Source organism: Haladaptatus sp. AB618 (assembly GCF_024136965.1).
Taxonomy (GTDB): Archaea; Halobacteriota; Halobacteria; order Halobacteriales; family Haladaptataceae; genus Haladaptatus.
Map to the genome: position 1 here is coordinate 259,941 of NZ_JAMYJX010000005.1, position 17,095 is coordinate 277,035.

Sequence of the window (17,095 nt, forward strand, 5' to 3'; positions counted from 1 at the left end):
CTACTGCTAGTGTAGAATGGTCATCCTATCACGTTAGCTGCCGTCTCGTGGCCGCTCGACGTTGGTTTGGGACGACCCCCCGACGCCATTTCTTCCCGTTTCGCACCGCCGGTTGCGCTAGAAACGGACGATGGAAGGCGGTCGAGCAGGACCGAACCATCGAAACGAAGGTCGGGGTTGAAATACCGTTCCGCCGACAGCATATTCTCGAAACAGTTGTCCGAGGGAGAACTAGCTGTCCAATTCCCAGTGACCTCACAACGGGCGTTGGAGACGTCGAAGGGGAGTAAATGAACAACAGTTCACAAATATTTCACCGGCTTTCCGGAACTCACGATACGACAGCGGTCGGCCTGATAGCTACGAAAACAAACGACGAGGAGACCGCCGTCTCGATCCGACGAGCGGTTCGACTCGGCTACGACGTGTTCGTCGCTCATCCGGGAATCCCGGACGCAAAGAGCGTTCGAACCGCGAAGCGATTCGGTGCCCGTCTCGTGGATTCGACGGACGGTGTCGGGAGCATCGATGCGCTCCACGCCGCCCTCCTCGAGGCGGCCGACGAAAACGACTACTCGGGTATCGTCGTACAAACCGATCCGTCCCAACCGATCGCATTCGAACGGAAAGCGGACCCGAACGGTCGTGCGTCGAAAACGGCGTTCGACGCCGACGAATCGGACGGGACCGATGCGTTCCTCGACGTCGATTCCGGCGATATCGTCGATGTCGCTCCGGACGACCGTTCAGCGACGACGACTGCCAGAATGGACGGTATCGTCGTCGGTATCCCAGCCTACAACGAGGAGGTCGGAATCGGCAGTACGGTCCTCTCCGCGCAACGATACGCCGAGCAAGTCATCGTGGTGGACGACGGGAGTTCCGACGGGACGGCGTCCATCGCGCAGAATGCGGGTGCCACAGTCATCGAGCACGAGACCAATCGCGGGAAGGGCGGGGCGATACAGACCCTGTTCGAGTACTCGCGGACGGTCGAGTTCGACGTGTTGGTGCTCATGGACGCGGACGGCCAACACGTGACGGGGGACATCCGTTCCGTCGCGAACTCGGTGCTCGAAGGCGACACCGATCTCGTGATCGGCAGTCGGTATCTCTCGCCGTCCGAGGACGACGAGACGCCAGCGTATCGACGGTTCGGGCAGAAGGTGCTCGACTACCTGACGATACATTCCTCGGACGTCTCGCTGACCGACACACAGAGCGGATTTCGCGCACTTTCGGCCGAGACGGTCGAGACGATTCGGCTCCGGACGAACGGCATCGGCGTCGAATCCGAGATGGTCGATCAGGCGGTACGAAACGGGTTGTCGATACGGGAGGTGCCCATCGACGTTCGGTACGAGGGTATCGACGGACAGACGTACAATCCGATCCACCACGGGTCGATCGTCGCGCTGTATCTCGTACAGTTGGTTCGCGACCGTCATCCGTTGGTGTTCTTCGGCCTGCCGGGTCTGTTGTTCATCCTCGCGGGGACGCTGTACGGGATGAACGCGATTCTCATCTACCAAGCGACGGATAACTTCTACCCGAGCAAGGTGCTCGTCGCCGGGTTCGTGACGATACTCGGCGTACTGGGCGTGTTCTGCGGGTTGATACTGAATCGCATCGCGGACCTGATTCGACAACAGGGGGTGGGGAGATAGATGGCGGACCTCGCCATCGCGCTCGTCCTCGGGACGCGCCCCGAGATCATCAAGCTGGCACCGGTGATCCGGGCGTGCGAGCGGGAGGACATCGACCACTTCCTGCTACACACCGGGCAGCATTACTCGGAGTCGCTCGATCGCGTGTTCTTCGAACAATTGAACCTGCCGACGCCGGAGTACAACCTCGATATCGGGTCGGGGTCGCACGGTCGGCAGACGGCGGGAATGATCTCGGGCATCGAATCCATCCTCGAAGACGAGCGGCCGGACGTGGTGCTCGTGCAGGGGGACACGAACACCGTGCTCGCCGGGACCATCGCGGCGGACAAACTGCCGACTCGCCTCGGCCACGTCGAGGCGGGATTGCGGAGTTTCGACCGGGAGATGCCCGAGGAATCGAACCGGCGCGTCGCGGACCATCTCTCGGATTACCTCTTCGCGCCGACGGAGCGCTCGGCGAACCTGCTCGCCGAGGAAGGGATCGACGACGAGCGCGTGTTCGTCACCGGAAACACCGTGGTCGATGCGGTGGAGCAAAACCGCACGCTCGCGGTCGAAAAGAGCACCGCTCTCGCCGACTTCGGTCTCGAACCCGGGAACTTCGTTCTCCTGACGGCACACCGCCAGGAAACCGTGGACGCCCCCGAGCGGTTCGCGTCCGTCCTCCGGGGAGCGGACGCGGTCGCGTCGTCTCTCTCCTGTCCGGTCGTGTATCCGATCCATCCACGCTCGCGCGAACGGTTGGCGGAGTTCGACATCGACGTCCCGGAAACCGTCCGACTGCTCGAACCGCGGGAGTATCTCGACTTCCTGAAACTGGAGAGCGAAGCGACCCTCGTCCTGACGGACTCGGGTGGCGTCCAGGAGGAAGCGTGTATTTTGGGAACGCCGTGTGTGACGCTCCGCGACAGCACCGAACGCCCGGAGACCATTCAGGTCGGGGCGAACAGACTCGTCGGGACGGATCCGGACGAGATACGACGAGGGTCACGAATCATGATCGAAACAGCAACCGAGTGGGACAACCCCTTCGGTAACGGAAGCACTGGGGAGTCAATCGTATCGATACTGCGGTCGAACGGGGCTGTTCGGGGGGAAACCGGATGAGCGATATTTTCGTTCACGGGTTGGGATACATCGGCCTCCCGACGGCCGCGATGTTCGCCAACTACGATCACAGCGTGGTCGGCTACGACACCGACGAAAGCGTCATCGAGGGATTGGAGGACCGCGAGTTGCCGATGGACGAACCCGGCCTTCGCGCGTTCGTCACACAGGCGTTCGAGTCCGGCAACCTCGACGTGACCTCGACCGTCGAACCGGCGAAGTATCACATCGTCTGCGTGCCGACGCCGTTCGACGCGGACGCGAAACGGGCCGACCTGAACTACGTTCGGTCGGCGGGCGAGGCCATTCGACCCCACCTGCGGGTCGGCGACACCGTCATTCTGGAATCGACGGTGCCGCCCGGAACGACCGAGGACGTGCTCCGTCCCGTCCTCGAAACCGACGGACTGCGGGCCGGTGACGAGTTCGCGCTCGTCCACTGTCCCGAGACGGTCCTGCCGGGAAACATCATCACGGAGATGCGCCAGAACGCCCGCATCATCGGCGGCGTGAACGGCGTCTCGACGGAGGCCGCCGTCCGTCTCTACGATTCGTTCGTGGAGGGGGAGATTCGGACGACCAGCGACGCCACGACGGCGGAGTTCGTCAAACTCATCCAAAACACGTTCCGCGACACGAACATCGCGCTCGCCAACGAGATAGCCAAACTCACTCGGGAGTACGGCATCGACTCGCGCGAGGCCATCGGTCTCGCCAACGAGCACCCGCGCGTGAACATCCATCGTCCGGGACCCGGCGTCGGCGGCCACTGTCTGCCCGTCGACCCGTGGTTTCTGGGCCAACGCTCGGACGAGTTGGACCTGATCGCACGCGCCCGGCGGGTCAACGACGGTATGGCTGCTTATGTCGCGGACCTCCTCGACGAGGAACTGGGTGGACTGGCGGGGACGAAGATAGCGGTTCTCGGCGTCGCGTACAAGGGGAACATCGGAGACGCTCGCGAGAGTCCCGGACTTCGACTCGCGGAGGCGGTGCGGAGGGCGGCGGAAGACGAACGCGAAGCGACGACGGGACCACCCGCGACGGACGGCGGCGGCGGAAACGGCCGACGAGAGGACGAAGCGAACGACGACCACGATCCCGACCCCGACCCGCGTTCGAACGCGGTCCGGGTGGGGCTACACGACCCCCATGTCGCAAATCCTGCGATTCGGCTGGATTCGCTGGCGGACGCCGTGGACGGGGCCGACGCGCTCGTCGTCACGACCGATCACGACGAGTTCGAATCGTTGGACACGAGGACGATTGCGGACGGAATGGCGGGGAACCTCGTCATCGACACGAAAGCGGTGCTCGACGCGGACGAATGGGCCGCGGTCGGGATCGAGGTGGAACGGATATGACGACAGCAACGACGACCCAAACGGCGTGGATAGACCTCGTGAGTCCGTCACATCCCTTTTTCTTCCGCGGATTGGTGGACTCGCTGACCGACGTTCGAACGGAAGTCACGGTTCGGGAGAAGACGGAGACCGTCGATTTGGCCGGGGAAACCGGCTTCGACTACACCGTCCTCGGCCGTGATTTCGACAACACCCTGCTCCGAAAGTTCGGCATCCCGCTTCGGACGATGCAACTCGCGGCGCAAGCACCGCCCGCGAGCGTCTCGTTGTCGTCCAGGAACGCGATGTGCGTCCTCGCGTCGAAAGCGCGGGGTATCCCGTCGATCCACTTCACCGACAACGACATCACGGCGCACGTGGACGGATTGGGCTTCGAGGAGTTGTACAACCGACTGGAGGCACAGGCGACCCACAACGTCGTTCCGGCGGCGTTCGAAACCTCGGAACTGACCAAGTGGCGCGTGGATTCCTCGCGGGTTCACACCTACGACGGCTACAAGGAGGACATCTACGTCGCCGACTTCGAACCCGACCCGTCGTTTCCCGAACGGCTTCCGTTCGAGGAGTACATCGTCGTCCGCCCGGAGGCCCTCGACGCCGCGTACGTCTCCGAGGAGCGGTCGCTCGTCCCCGACATCCTACGGGAGGCGACGGAGCGCGGAATCGACGTCGTCTACCTGCCGCGCGGTAGGGGCGACGAGGAGTTCACAGCGCCGTACGGCCCCAGCGATGTATTCGTCCCGGAGACGGCACTGAACGGCCTGCAACTCGCGTGGCACTCCGACGGCGTCCTCACCGGGTCCGGGACGATGGCGCGGGAAGCCGCGTGCATGAACAAACCGGCGGTGTCGTTCTTCCCCGAGACGCCGCTCTCCGTGGACCAACGGATGGCGCGCGATGGGGACATCCTGCTGACCCGCGACCACCGCGAGATATTCGACTATCTGGACGCCAATCGCGGAACCGAGGGAAGCCTCGGCGAGTCCAAGCGGGTTCGAGACGAAGTCGGAGCACTGGTCACACGGATTTGGGAGTCGATAGATGAGTGAACTGATTCACCCGACGACCGACGAGTTGCAGGACGAGGACATCTACGACCTGCTCACCGGGACGCTCCGGTACTCGTGGGAGCACGATTACGTCGGGTACGACTACTTCGACGGGATGAGCAGTCGCCTGCTCCGGGAAACTCCGGTCGATAACAAGTGGCTCAACATCCTCGTGCAGGAGGGAATCAAGCGCTCGCCGGTGAACGTCCGACCGCTTTTGCTGGTCGAACAGCGGCGGAGCTTCAAGGGAACCGCCCTCTTCGTCATGGCGAACGAGCGGTTGTTTCGGTTCTCCGGGGACGAACGCTACAGGGACGAGGCGATTCGGCTCGCCGAGTGGCTGACCGAGAACACGAGCGAGGGATACGTCGGGTTCTGTGGCGGCCACCGACACGCGATGCAGATGCTTCGGGAGAAGCGACCGCCGAACACGCCGAACGTCGTCCCGACCTCCTACGCGACCAAGGCGTTGCTGTCGGTGGGAGAGCACGACCCGAAATTCGGCGAGACGGCGGCCGAGGCGACCGATTTCCTCTACGACGAGTTGGAGTACCGCGAGATAGGCGACGCCGCCAAGATCAAGTACCAACCGCTGGAGAGCGGCGACTACTACACGCTCAACGGCGGTGCGCTCGGCGCGCGCCTGCTGATCGATCTGTACGGGCGGTTCGACGACGACGAACTGCGCCGCCGGTCCACGAAACTGCTCGACTACGTGGTCGAGCGACAGACCTCCCTCGGCGGGTGGTACTACCGCGAACCCCCGTCGGCGTCCCACCTGTCGATGGACAACCACCACAACGGTTTCATCATCGAATCGATGCTGCGATATCACGAGGTGACGGGAACGGAGCGCTACGCGGACGAACTCGCGGCGGCGATGGAGTTCTATCGAAACCGGCTGTTCGAGGCGGACGGCGCGCCCAACTGGGACGAGAACTCGAAGTTCCCGAAGGACATCCACGCGGCGACGCAGGGAATCATCGTGTTCAGCATGGCGGGCGAGTTCGAGTTCGCCCGCGCCATCATCGACTGGGTGCTCGAAAACCTGTATGCGGGAGACGGGCAGTTCTACTACCAGAAACGGCGCTTCTACACGAAGCGATTCACGCTGATGCGGTGGTGTCAGGCGTGGATGGCGTACGCGCTTTCGACGTATCTGACCGAACGACTGGCCCGACGAACGGAGGTGCCGACATGAGCGTAACCGACAAGATTCGACAGACGGCGGAGCACTACGACGACGAACGATGGTGGCGCACCATCGCGCTCCCGTTCCTGTACGAGAAGGCGGTATTGAAACCGTACTACCGCTACTTCGAGGGGGACGAGGGAACGGCGGTGATGAACGAGGAGTGGGACACGCTGGTCGTTCTGGACGCCTGCCGGTTCGACACGTTCCGTCGGGCGCTCCCCGGTTCGGGGCTGTCGGGGACGCTGAAACGGAAACGCTCGCTCGGGTCGAACACGCCCGAGTTCCTACGGGCGAACTTCGACGGCCGGACGTTCCGCGACACCGTCTACGTGACCGCGAACCCGCAAGTCGAGGTTCACACAGACGACGCGTTCCACGCTGTCGTGAACGTCTGGGAGTCCGACTGGGACGAGACCCACAACACGGTTCGACCGCGCGAGATGGTACGACGGACGCTCGAAGCGGCGGAGCGGTATCCGGACAAACGGATCATCGCCCATTTCATCCAACCACACTACCCGTTCATCGGGGAATTCGGGCAGGAGCACATCGGGGAACAGGCGGGCATCGAACTGTCGCGGCGGATGGCGAGCGGCGAGACGGCCGAGAGCGACCACTGGAACGTCTGGGACCTGCTGAAACAGGGCCATCTCCGAGAGGACGTCGTCCGGAAGGCGTATCGGGAGAACCTCGACCTCGTGCTTCCACACGTCCGGGAACTGGGGAACGAACTGGACGGCAAGACCGTCGTGACGGCCGACCACGGCAACCTGTTCGGCGAGCGTCTGGGTCCGGCGGGAGTTCGGGTGTACGGCCATCCCGAGGGTATCCACGCCCCCGACCTCGTCACGGTTCCGTGGTTCGAACTGAAGTGGTCGAATCGCCGGACGGTGGAATCGGGCGGGTCGTCGGAACGACGCCCGGAAACCGCCGGGGACGTTTCGACACGGCTCAAAGAGTTGGGGTACCTCTGAGATGTCCGATGTTTCCGAGTCACCCGACGTCGTCCTGCTCACCATCGACTGCTGGCGACACGACGCGCCCGACGAGATGGATTCCTTCGAAGCGCTGACCGCGGAGTACCGCCGACGGGACGCCATCTGTCCGGCACCCGCGACGCGGGGCGTCTTCCCCGCCATCCTCGCCGGACAGTACTACCCCTTCGTCTACGACGGGTTCGACGAAATTCGGGACGGAGCGAGGCCGCTCATGGAACTCCTCGCCGAGGCTGGGTATTCGACCGGCGGGTTCGTCGCGTCGAACCCGTTTTTGAGCGCGTGGGAACCGTACTTCGACACGTTCTGGAACGACGGTTTGACCGTCGATTCGTCCCTGCTCCCGGCGAAACTCGACGCCGTCTCGGAAACCCTGCGGAACGCGACCGACTACGCTCGGTTCCGCGGTCGGGTGACGACGACCGAACTGGCGGAACGGGCGGAGCGATGGTACGGACGAACGGACGGCCCGAGGTTCTGTTGGCTGCACCTGATGGACGTCCACGTGCCGTTCCTCCCCGGTTTCAAGCGGTCGGTCGAAAGCGGTCTCGTGCGGACGCTACGCTCTCACTACGAGTTCTCGAAACATCACAGCGAGGTGGACGGGGAGACGCTCGCCACGTTGGAGGCGCTGTACTGGGAGTGTGTTGACTACTTGGACGAACAGATCGGGAAGGTCTTCGACTTTATCGACGACGACGCCGCCGTGGTCGTCGTCGGCGACCACGGCGAGGAGTTCAACCACGGGAAGTACGGCCACGCCCGCCTCTACGACGAATGCGTTCGGGTTCCCCTGTTCGCCAGTCCGACGGCCGCCGAGTGGTTTTCGGGAGCGGAGGAGGTGCGACAACTCGACATCCCCGCGACGATAGCGTCAAACCTGGGTCTCGACGTGCCGTCGAACTGGGAGGGTGCTCCGCACGGCGACGAAGCGCGGAGGAGTTTCCTGTTGAATCACTCCCCGATGCTGAATCGGGCGTACACGGGCATCAGGACGGAGGATCGAAAGGTCATCGAGACGTTCGACGCCGAGACGCGCAGACAGCTCCGGACCGAGGCGTACGATTTGGCGGCCGACCCCGACGAAACGAAGGACGTGTCCGGTACCGTCGAATGGGAGGGACGGTTGCGGGACGAGTTGGACGAGTTCACGTCGGCCGAGGAGGTCGCCGGGAACATGATGGAGGACGGCACCGACCTCCACGATTCGACGGTCGAGACGCGGTTGCGGACGCTCGGCTACAAGTGATCAGAACTCCCCGTTCACGAGGTCGGCGTAGATATCGTCGTACTCCTCGATCTTTCGCTCCCAGTGGAACGTCCGAGCGTGGTCGAGGATCGTTTCCGTGTCCCACTCCGTTCGAATCGCCGTTCGGATCGCATCGCGGAGGCTGGTGGGATCCTTCGGCGGAACTCGAAATCCGACCGCCTCGTTCGGAATCACGCTTTCGGGCACGTTCGTCGTTCCGATGACCGGCGTGCCACACGACATGGCTTCGGCGTAAATCAGCCCGAAGTCCTCGTGGTAACTGGGGACGACCAGCACGTCCGCTTCGTCGTAGTAATCGGCCAGTTCGGGGACGAACCCTTTCAGCTCCACCATTTCTCCGATGCCGTGATCTGCGATTCGCCGTTCCACTGCGGCCCGTTCCTCGCCGTCGCCGACGACGAGACAGCGAACGTCGGACGCCGAAAATCCGGAGGAAAGGGCGTCCAACAGCGTGAAGATCCCTTTTCGCTCTTCGAGTCGACTGACGTAGAGGAGCGTCGTGGTTTCGTCGCCGGTCTCTCGGGTTCCGGTGACTCCGGTGGCCCCGCCGTTCGGCCGGTATCGTTGGCCGTCGATTCCGTTGATGCCGACGGCGTAGCGTTTCGATTCCAGGTCGGGGAGGAGTTCGGTCGCTTCGTTCCGGACCTGACTGCTGTTGAGCAGGAGGTTGGACGAGAGCGCGTAGCCGTCCCGGATCAGTCGCTCGTGATTCGCCTTCGACCGCTCGTCGCCGAACATCATCCCGTGAAAGCCGTGAACGGACGTGAGGATCGGCGGGTCGGCGTCGAGGGTCGCGTCCCGCTCGTGGTGTACGATGGGGCATTTGAAGCCGAGATGGTGGTTGTGAATCACGTCGGGCGAGAGTTCGGCGAAGACGCTCCGGCAGTGAAGGTGATAGGCGAGATACTTCGCTCGTTCCGCGGGGGGAAACTGACCGAAGTAGTCGCGGTTGACGGCGTACAGGTCGCCCGGTGCCGAAACCGTGCCGAGGTGTCTCCCGAGACGCTTCCAGTTCACGCCGTAGATTTCCACGTCCTCACGGACGACCGGGTCCGACCTCGATTCGTACAGGTTGTGTGCCAGCACGCTCACGTCGTACCCCTCGTCGGTTAGCTGTCTCGACAGATCCCAGATGTGATTCGCGACGCCCCCCGTGTTCCGGCCGCCGACGCGTCTCGGCACCGGCCCCACCTGTAAAACGTGCATCGTCATGGGGTGGACAACCGAGTGTGGGAATACGTTTTCGGCCACTCGGGTCTACCCGCATGAGTTTCCACGGTGGCAGTCGTCCATCTCGCGAGCGAATTCCGGTCGGAAATCCGTCACGATCGCCCGGACCCGCGACCGCCATGGCCCGAAAACTGGACGACATCTATGCGGGAGTAGAAGGGATGGAATAGATATCCCACTGTGTGACGCTGGATTTTCCCGAACAGATATGTAATAGAAACGGGGTTTTATCGATACGTACGGAGTACGGGCGGTATGCAAAACGGGCGGCGACTGAAAGTCGCCATCAGTTGTGTCTCCCTCGCTATCGCCTTCCCCCTGTTCGCCCACATCATCTCCATCGACTCGTTCGCGCCACAGCACGTCGCTCGGGTCCAGCAAATCGTGGAGACGGGCCACATCGCGGGACGGGACGTCTACCTCTCGGGATTCTACTCGCTCGGGTCGATCATGACCCTGCTGTGGGGAACGAAAGCGACGCCCTTGCTGTACACGCCGCTGACCATCTTCCCGTACATCGCCCTCTACTATGCCCTCATCAAGCGCGTCTCGGGCAGTTACGTCGTCGCCGGCGTGCTGGTGTTGGTGCAGTTTCTCGCGTCGCTCAACGGAACGAGCAAGACGTTCTACTGGCCGCACGGCATCGGTGCCCTGCTCGAATTCACGATTCTCCTCCTGCTGTTCATCGAGATCGAGCGGCCGACGAAGCGACTGTATCCGGTCGGACTGCTGGCGGGGGCGACGTTGGTGTTCGTCTCCTACGACCGAACCGCCATCGTCCTCATGACCCTCGTGGCGCTCTGGGCGACACACCGGATACTGGACGACGACGTCGAGCGCGCGACGGTGAAACGGCGCATCGAGAAGGTCGTTCCCGTCCTGCTCGTCGTCGAGTTCGGCTTTCTCAACTTCGTCTATCTGCGATTCCTCCCGGTGTTTCTGGGGGCGGGGCCGTCGATTTCCAGCTTCGACAAACTGCTATTGGAGTGGTTCAAATCCGACGAGCAATCGAAACAGCTCGCGGGCTCGCTGTACTTCTCGCAACCGCCGGAGGTGACGTACATCGCGCTGGCGAAGTACGTCGTCATCGGACTCTCGCTGTTGTTCTTCGTCTCGATGTTCTACTACCACGTCGTGCGGGACGAACCGCGCGAGGACAGCATTCTCATTCACTCGTTCCTCGTCGGCATCGGAGGATTCATCTTCATCCGATTCGCCATGGGTCACCCCGCAGTCGCGTGGCTACATCCGCCAGCGGTGCTCTGTATCGCCTACTTCTGGCGGCTCAGTGATCGGTCGTTCCCGAAACTGCCGAAGCTACCGCGAGTGAGCCTTCGAAAGTGGAGCGCGCTGGCGCTCGCCGTGTTGCTCGTCACGCAACCGGCGTTCTTCGTCGCCAACGAGCAACACCACACCATCAACCGAACCGACGGCTACGAGGACTTCGACGCCACCTCTGTGTGGGCGATGCAGTACGCCAACGTCTCGGAGATACGGTCGAGCGTCGTCACGAAGTATCTCCTGCAACTGTACATGGAGGAGAACACGCCACAACCGGCGAAGAACGGCGCGTCGATACAGAAGATATCCATCGCGAACGTCGGCGCGCTCCGAAACGGGTCCGCGCTCCCGGCGGGCTACTACGCCATCAACTACGAATGGAACTGGCTGGCGCTGAAAAACTGGGTCAACCTCGAATCGTGGCGACGGTCGAAAGCGCGGATTCAGGCCAACGAGCACGTGGATAAGGTCTACCAAGCCGAGGAAACGACGATCTACTACAGCACGAACCGAACGGCGTGACGGGACAGGTCACGGGCGGGGTGAGAACGTGATTGATCTTGTGGCATTCTTGCAGTCTCATTGATCAATTTCGACGACTTCGACTCCTTCACTATTCAACCACACCTTCTTTTGATTGTCGAACGAACCGTATTAATGCGAAGTCACACTCAAATGCGTTTGCTCCCTGATGATGAAGGGGCCGCTTGAACCGGGTTCTACCGATCGTGCAGCTGTTCCCAGTTCTCTTCGCGTGGTTGGAACACGAAACGTAATATAGCAGACTGTCTGCGCTGCACGGATAGGAACTCATAATGAACGCATCTACTAACACGCCAATTGATACGCTGTTTGATGCCTTGCGTTCGTCGCACCGCCGCCACATCCTCTTGGAAATCCTCGATCATAATCCACGCGACGAAGACGAGTTTGCATCAAACTTAGACGACCCGGATGATACGACTGATGGCGAAGTCGAACAGCTGAAAGCGGAATTGCACCATAGACATCTTCCCATGCTAGCAGACGCGGGGTATATCGAGTGGAATCCCGACACCGAAACAATTCGTCGAGGGCCGAACTTCGATGAAGTTGCGCCGTTACTCACGTTGATGCTGAATCATCCGGATGAGTTACCCGATGGCTGGCCGTAATCTCCGTTTCATAGTTGACCATCCGATAATTTAGTCTACTAACGGCGAAATCGGGGGTTAGTTCGGTAGTACTATCCCTTCCCTTTGTACAACCCTGAGGTTGAGTATCTGGGTTACAACAGCCTTATTCCCCTCCATCTGTGGATATGACTTACGGAAACAGCAACAAAGACTCAGCGTTTGTACCCCACTCAGTGAGGGGTCGTTTGAACCGGGGTTACCGGCCATGCAGGGTTGTATGGTTCTTTCGCGTGGGTCGTCACGCGAAACGCATAGAGTCCGTACGTCCGCAACACAGGCCAGAAACCAATGTCACACGCAACCACATCAGCATCACTCGACGTCATGCTCGGCATACTGGGTGACTCACGTCGCCGTCGTATTCTGATCGCAGTCCTGAATCAGAATCCTCGTGATGAAGACGAGTTTACCCCAGACAAGATTACAACTGACGAGATGGATGATGCGGAGGTAGAGTCGCTGAAAACACAACTCCACCACACGCATCTACCCAAATTGGCGGATGCGGGCTATCTCGACTGGGACCCGGACACAGGGGTGATCCGTCGTGGACCCAACATTGACGAGATTGCTCCACTGCTCACACTGATGAGCGATCATGCGGACGAGTTACCCTACGATTGGCCTTAATCTGCAACCCTTCGAGTCTGGTAGAGATGACCACGAATTCCTCTTCGTCTCAGTGAGGACGACGGCATTCTAGCGGGACTGCTAGCGAACCGAGAGACGGTAGAATACTGACGCGTCGATCGAAATTTCGTCTAGCTCTCAGATGTGTCCTCGGTAGCATCCTCTCTGAAATGGAAGTGATTGAACGGTTGGATGTAGTGCTTTCGCAACATCTCGGCCGATTCGACCGTGAGTCCCATGTCGTGCAACACATCCGTGATGCGCGTGATATCTTTGGTACTCGTCCCGACTGCCTCGACGTAAATATTCTGGCGTCCGACCAGCATCTCACGAACGTCGATCACACCCTGTATCTCAAGAATCTCCTCGACGTACTCGGCCCGCTCGGTTGGCGGAGCCGTGCAGATAAATTGGATCCGGAGGGGAAGGTTCGCCGCCTCGTAATTGATTTCGGGATGATAGCCCTTGATGATCCCGTCCTCTTCGAGTGCTTCGATGCGATTACGGACCGTACTCGCCGAGGTACCAACTGTTTCGGCGATCTCTTGGGTGGTTGTGTTGCGTGCATCACGCTGGAGATGATACAGGATGCCACGGTCAACGTTGTCGAGTCCTCGACTCATATCTCAAGATAGATCATGGATGCCTAAAGAAGATATGTGAAAATCTGGGTGAATCCTGGACAGCGATTGCTTCGATGACGCGCTTTGCAGACTCAACGGTATCCGGGGTGTCAGTCTCTCCCCAGGCGTTGACGAGAGCAAAGCTCTCGTGAACGCTGTCTCTCCTCCCTATTCGCTCGCGGTGCTCGTCCTTGAGGACGGGGCTTCTTGCCTGTATTCAGGTAAGCAAATGGTGATGATCACACGCGAGCGATAGCGATGTCGCCGCGGACGAGTTGGATGATTCTGGGGGGCAGGAAATCGATGCGGAAACGAAGGGCCACAGTTCGACGAGACCAAACCGCTGTTCACAGCCCTCGCCGACTAATTCTGTGTGAGTCTTCCGATAAACCACCTGATTAGCGCGGGTGAGAAGCTGCCACAAAGGTGGCAGCCTTGGTACGGAGCAGTGATTGGTTGGGACCCTAATCGAACTCCGTACCATTTCGAGCTACATGCTCAGCGCGTATAGTCCTACTGTGATTATTTGAGTTAATGATGTTTTGTCAGATGGGTACAACGTGTGCGATACAGTCAGACTTGGACATCGTCAGATACTATTTAGCGAAGACAGTTGTGTATTGAATCACAAATCGATACGAACGGCGGAGGTTCGATCCGTGGCGATTCCGTGACGACTGCTAAATTAGCAGATTTACCCTCCCTATATTGCGCAATAACGATATATCTACTGTGTTATCTGGGTGAATAGCGGAATTTTTTTGGTAATTCAGCAGTATGACAGTAGATAGAAAAGTGTCTTTGATACGTCTGGACAGAGAATGTCTACTGATGAAGTATCACTCTGTCGAGGACGCTCGGGGGGTGAGACAACAACTGACTTACGGGCGACGACAGAACGGTCTGAACAGCCCCAGAACTCCTGGGCAGATGGTTGGGACCCATGAATGAACGATCGAATCAACAACATGCAGTTGAATTGCTCCAACAGCTCGGGCTCAAAGAGTACGAAGCACGCTGTCTCGTCGCACTCTCACGCGTATCCAAAGCGACAGCCAAAGAGCTCAGCGATATTTCCGACGTGCCACGAACGCGCGTATATGATGCAATCAAAGTGCTCGAAGCCAAGGGCTTGGTCGAGATACAAAACTCGAACCCACGGCAGTATCGAGCGGTACCAGTCGAAGAGGCAACCGAGACACTGCGCCAAGAGTACGAGTCGCGAACTACCACGCTTGCGGAGACGCTGACTGCGATAGAACCAGTCGAACCGAATGGTGACGAAGAAGTCACCCACGACGTATGGGCGCTGTCAGGAACGACCCCCATTGCAAATCGGACTGGTCAGCTTATCGATGAGGCCACGGAGGAGATCGTTCTGATTATTGGGCGCGATGAGATTCTTACTCATCACTTAGGTGAGCAACTGCAAGCGGCTCAAGCGAGAGGTGTTGATGTGGTAGTGGGAACACTAACCGATACCCTCCGGGATCGGGTGACTACGGCAGTTCCCGGAGCAACGGTGTTTCACTCCGGCTTGGAGTGGTTGGATAGTTCATCGCTGGATATCGAGGATGAGACAACCATCACTCGATTGGTGCTCATTGACCGAGCCACGATCCTCGTGAGTACTGCACATGAGCGGCCAACGGATGGAATCGAATCCGAGCAGGCCGTCTTTGGACGGGGGTTTGATAACGGACTGGTTGTGATCGCTCGACGATTGATGGCGACGGGATTGCGGCCGATCGAAGATCCTGGAGTGGACGGCGAATAGTTTCGGTGCGTGGATCAGTAGAACTATTCCCGCAGGAGAATTCAATTGAATGACAGTTCTTTTCAGCGGCGGGAGTGTGCTGTGAGGCTGGATGGTGCGTTAGACGGGAGCAACGTGAACGGTACCAGTACTATCGGCAGTCACGGTATAGTTAGTGTAGGTAAATGAGATCGAAGTAGCCGAGTTGCGGGTTCGTGTCGAGTGTGTGGCAAGAACTCCATCGAGGGTCGCCGATTTCACGGGAATCCACTTTCCATGTCCCGTAATCCACTTTCGACGTCCCTACTGCATCGGTTGCAACAGTTTCCGATCACGCTTCTCGACGCCGAGGTAGTACATCAACACCGCGAACGTCGCGGTGTAGCCGAGGCCGCTGACGACGAGGTCGGCGAGGTGGCCGGAGAGCGTTCCCGACACCAGTTCGAGGACGACGATGGCGGCGACGATGGGGACGACCCCTTTGTAGTAGGTGGACGGGTCTGGCGCGATGTCGAGGAACACCCAACTCTCGATCACCCGGAGGGTGTTCAGCACGGCCAACGAGATCGAGGTGGACACCGCCGCGCCGACGATGCCGAATCGGGTGATGAGGACGTAGTTCAGGCCGATGTTCAGCAGAGCGATGAGGACGTTGTTGACCAATTCCACCCGCTCGTAGCCGGTCATGCTCAGGAGATACCCCGTCGGGCCGACGACGCCCGCGACGATGAACGCGATGCCGAGGATGACGAGCGCCTGCTGACTCCGGACGAACGAGGACCCGAAGAGGCGCAGTATCTCGTCGGATTTGATGACGATGAACAGGAACCCGACGACGGTCAGATACGTGATCCATTTCGTGACGATCTGGTAGGTGCTCCGCAGTTCGTCGAGTCGGTCCGTGTGATAGAGGTCCGCGGCGACGGACGGGAAGAGGGAGTTCACGCCGAACATGACGAAACCGAGGATCGCGACGGTCTGAAACGCCACCTGATAGTACCCGACGGCGGCGCTGTCCTTGAGGATTCCGAGCATCAGGATGTCCGTCCACGAGACGAGATACTGCGAGACGGCGGTGAACATCACCGGAATCGAGTAGAGAAACACCTCGCGGAACTGAACGTCGTACGCGAGCGAGTCGTACATGCCACTCTTCCGGGCCAACACGGCAATCGCGTACGCCAACCCTAACACGACCGAGACGACGTAGGCGAGGATGACTACCCGAATATCGTCGCGGAAGTACACCGCGACGGCGATGAGGACGGCCGCCGACCCGCCTTGGATGAAGTCCTTGGCGTACACCGAGTATTTGGTCTCCTTGAAGCCGAGCGTGGCGGCCATCGCCACCGTCAGCGCCGAGAAGGCCGGAACCCCGAGCAGGAACAGGAGCGCGGTTCGATCCACGTTGACGTGGAGGACGCCGTTCAGGGCGTCGTAGATGACGTACACGCCGGACGAGAGGAGGGTTCCGGAGACGACCGGGATCAACAGACAGATGATGATTATCCCGCGGATCTTCTCGTCCCGGTCGGAGTACTTCGGGATGAACTTCTTCGCCGCGTTGTCCAACCCCAACCGCGAGACGATGGAGGTGAAGTTCAACAGCACGTAGCCGAAGCTAAACACGCCGAGCGCCGCCGCCCCCAAGGTGCGCGAAATCAGGATGTAGACGAGATACTGCGTGAACCGCCCCACGATCCCCCCGACGAAGGTGACGGAGATCTTCTCCGTGAAACTCCCCTTCATC

15 protein-coding genes are annotated in these 17,095 nt (G+C 60.1%); 11 read left to right on the forward strand and 4 right to left on the reverse strand.

Annotated elements, in window-relative coordinates:
* The first annotated feature begins 290 nt into the window (after positions 1-290).
* Genes NKF26_RS16465 through NKF26_RS16495 form a run of 7 tightly spaced genes read left to right on the forward strand, consistent with a single transcriptional unit; the run spans position 291 to position 8,629 of the window.
* Complete coding sequence (locus tag NKF26_RS16465) at positions 291-1,667, forward strand: glycosyltransferase family 2 protein (RefSeq protein ID WP_253227669.1); 1,377 nt, start codon at positions 291-293, stop codon at positions 1,665-1,667.
* Complete coding sequence (gene wecB / locus NKF26_RS16470; protein ID WP_253227670.1) at positions 1,668-2,777, forward strand: non-hydrolyzing UDP-N-acetylglucosamine 2-epimerase; 1,110 nt, start codon at positions 1,668-1,670, stop codon at positions 2,775-2,777.
* A complete protein-coding gene (locus tag NKF26_RS16475) occupies positions 2,774-4,141 on the forward strand; it encodes a nucleotide sugar dehydrogenase (protein WP_253227671.1) in 1,368 nt (455 codons plus the stop codon). The genes wecB and NKF26_RS16475 overlap by 4 nt, the downstream gene beginning before the upstream one ends.
* Positions 4,138-5,190: a DUF354 domain-containing protein gene (locus NKF26_RS16480; protein WP_253227672.1), complete on the forward strand. Its 1,053-nt coding sequence runs from the start codon at positions 4,138-4,140 to the stop codon at positions 5,188-5,190. Before NKF26_RS16475 ends, NKF26_RS16480 begins: the two co-directional genes overlap by 4 nt.
* The gene (locus NKF26_RS16485) at positions 5,183-6,391 is read left to right on the forward strand and encodes an antibiotic ABC transporter permease (RefSeq protein WP_253227673.1); all 1,209 of its coding nucleotides are present in this window, start codon (positions 5,183-5,185) and stop codon (positions 6,389-6,391) included. The genes NKF26_RS16480 and NKF26_RS16485 overlap by 8 nt, the downstream gene beginning before the upstream one ends.
* Positions 6,388-7,359 carry a hypothetical protein gene (locus NKF26_RS16490; protein WP_253234615.1) on the forward strand — a complete coding sequence of 324 codons (972 nt, stop codon included), beginning with the start codon at positions 6,388-6,390 and terminating at the stop codon, positions 7,357-7,359. The genes NKF26_RS16485 and NKF26_RS16490 overlap by 4 nt, the downstream gene beginning before the upstream one ends.
* A 1-nt stretch (position 7,360) precedes the next feature.
* On the forward strand, positions 7,361-8,629 hold the full coding sequence (locus NKF26_RS16495) for a sulfatase-like hydrolase/transferase (protein WP_253234616.1): 1,269 nt from the start codon (positions 7,361-7,363) through the stop codon (positions 8,627-8,629).
* Here the strand turns inward: NKF26_RS16495 and NKF26_RS16500 are convergent, their stop codons facing one another.
* Positions 8,630-9,862, reverse strand: coding sequence for a glycosyltransferase family 4 protein (locus NKF26_RS16500; protein WP_253234617.1), 1,233 nt, complete (start codon positions 9,860-9,862; stop codon positions 8,630-8,632).
* Positions 9,863-10,135: 273 nt separating this feature from the next.
* On the opposite strand from NKF26_RS16500, the gene NKF26_RS16505 reads away from it, so the two are divergent.
* The 3 genes from NKF26_RS16505 (at position 10,136) to NKF26_RS16515 (ending at position 12,966) form a co-directional block, all read left to right on the forward strand.
* Positions 10,136-11,683 (forward strand): hypothetical protein, encoded by a 1,548-nt coding sequence (locus tag NKF26_RS16505; RefSeq protein ID WP_253227677.1) that lies wholly within the window; start codon positions 10,136-10,138, stop codon positions 11,681-11,683.
* 293 nt (positions 11,684-11,976) lie between these two features.
* Complete coding sequence (locus tag NKF26_RS16510) at positions 11,977-12,315, forward strand: transcriptional regulator (RefSeq protein ID WP_253227678.1); 339 nt, start codon at positions 11,977-11,979, stop codon at positions 12,313-12,315.
* Positions 12,316-12,624: 309 nt separating this feature from the next.
* Positions 12,625-12,966, forward strand: coding sequence for a transcriptional regulator (locus NKF26_RS16515; protein WP_253227679.1), 342 nt, complete (start codon positions 12,625-12,627; stop codon positions 12,964-12,966).
* 131 nt (positions 12,967-13,097) lie between these two features.
* Here the strand turns inward: NKF26_RS16515 and NKF26_RS16520 are convergent, their stop codons facing one another.
* Positions 13,098-13,589, reverse strand: a complete 492-nt coding sequence (locus NKF26_RS16520; protein WP_253227680.1) for an Lrp/AsnC family transcriptional regulator — start codon at positions 13,587-13,589, stop codon at positions 13,098-13,100.
* Positions 13,590-14,532: 943 nt separating this feature from the next.
* Between NKF26_RS16520 and NKF26_RS16525 the strand changes: the two genes are divergently transcribed.
* On the forward strand, positions 14,533-15,366 hold the full coding sequence (locus NKF26_RS16525; RefSeq protein ID WP_253227681.1) for a TrmB family transcriptional regulator: 834 nt from the start codon (positions 14,533-14,535) through the stop codon (positions 15,364-15,366).
* A gap of 99 nt (positions 15,367-15,465) precedes the next feature.
* Here the strand turns inward: NKF26_RS16525 and NKF26_RS24435 are convergent, their stop codons facing one another.
* Entirely contained in the window at positions 15,466-15,606 is a 141-nt protein-coding gene (locus NKF26_RS24435) for a HalOD1 output domain-containing protein (protein WP_369682157.1), read from the reverse strand.
* 42 nt (positions 15,607-15,648) lie between these two features.
* Positions 15,649-17,094: a flippase gene (locus NKF26_RS16530; RefSeq protein WP_253227682.1), complete on the reverse strand. Its 1,446-nt coding sequence runs from the start codon at positions 17,092-17,094 to the stop codon at positions 15,649-15,651.
* Position 17,095: the final 1 nt, after the last annotated feature.